The following is a 1303-nucleotide window of genomic DNA, read 5'->3' as shown; positions in this document are numbered from 1 at the left end:
CACGGCGCCGTTCACGGGCCGTGACGCGGCCGGTGCATCATGCTCCGGGCATCTCCCGAAGCCGCCGGCGGCATCGCTACCAGCGGTACCAACGGGCCTTCGTGCCCGCCGCGTTGGTGGTGCGCAGCAGGAACCCGAGCAGCCAGATGACGAGTACCGCCACCGCGATCCACCACAGCGCCTTCAGTGCGAAACCCGCGCCGAAAAGGATCAGCGCCAGGAGCAGTACGAGCAGAACAGGAACCATCTGTACAACACCTCCTGGCGCAACGAGTGCCCCTGTTCCGGCTTTTACACGGGCTCCGGCCAACTCGCTTGCACCGAGAGGTCGTTGTCGAGCGTGTAGTAGGGCCGCACCTCCCGCACCGTGCCGTCGGGCGCCGTCACGAGCTGCGGCGGATAGCCGAAGATCTGCTTCTTGTCCGGGACGTCGTCGAGGATCCGCGCGAGGCGTACCGGCTCCTCCTCCGCGGAGGGACGCAGCCACAGATCCCATACGACGGGCCCGGACGGCAGCGCGCCCAGCGGCAGCCGGACGGTGAAGCCGGGCGCGGCGTGCGGCTCCGGCTGTCCCTGCCCCCGCCCTTGCGGTGCGAACTGCCTTTCCGAATACGGCACTTGGCGGTGCTGTCCCTCCACGTGCCGTTCGCGCGAGTGCTGTTGGTGCGAGTGCCGTGCGTCGTCGGGGCCGGCGTGCTCCTCCCCGTCGCAGGGCACCGGCACACTGACCGGCGGCGTCCCCGCGGCGTCCCGCGGATGTGCCTCCAGCCGTGCGGTGGTCGAGAGTCCGGCGCCGTAGAGCCGGCCGCGCACCACCAGGCCGCCGTCCAGGACGTAGAGCTGACCGGCCTCCGCGTGCGGCCAGCGCAGCCACGAACGGACCGTGAGATTGCCGTACTTGGTGGCGTACGGGATGCGCACGCCCAGCCAGGTGCGTCCGGCGCGCGGCACCCGGTCGACCAGGGACCGCAGATCGTGCACGCCGGGCAGCAGCCGTACGGGCTCCTCGTCGCCGTCGGCGACGTACGCGTCCCAACGGCCCTCCGGGAGGCTCATGATGCTCGGCAGCACCGCCCGCAGCGTGCCCTCGTCCCCGACGGGAGCCAGGGGCAGCCGCACGGTGTCGGCCGGGCCCTCTCCGCCGCGCAGGCGCAGCAGCATCGCCGGGTCGCCCGTGGCACACGGCGCTGCCGGGCCGGCCTCCGACAGCCGTACGTCGAAGGTCAGTCCGCCCGCGGTGTCGGCGGTGCAGTCGGCGCGCGGACGGACGGGAACAGCGGCGGGCGGGAGCGGCGGGGCGGGG

2 protein-coding genes are annotated in these 1303 nt (G+C 72.7%); both read right to left on the bottom strand.

Annotated elements, in window-relative coordinates; genetic code table 11:
- Window positions 1-76: 76 nt before the first annotated feature.
- Complete coding sequence (locus tag AN218_RS29685; RefSeq protein ID WP_070020161.1) at window positions 77-247, bottom strand: hydrophobic protein; 171 nt, start codon at window positions 245-247, stop codon at window positions 77-79.
- 44 nt (window positions 248-291) lie between these two features.
- Window positions 292-1303 (bottom strand): hypothetical protein (locus AN218_RS29680; protein WP_070020160.1); only part of this gene is annotated, 1012 nt, incomplete at its 5' end.

Origin of the sequence: Streptomyces nanshensis (assembly GCF_001751255.1) — a bacterium.
Classification (GTDB): domain Bacteria; phylum Actinomycetota; class Actinomycetes; order Streptomycetales; family Streptomycetaceae; genus Streptomyces; species Streptomyces nanshensis_A.
The sequence above is the reverse complement of the archived record's forward strand: the minus strand, read 5'-3'. Positions and strand labels throughout refer to the sequence as shown.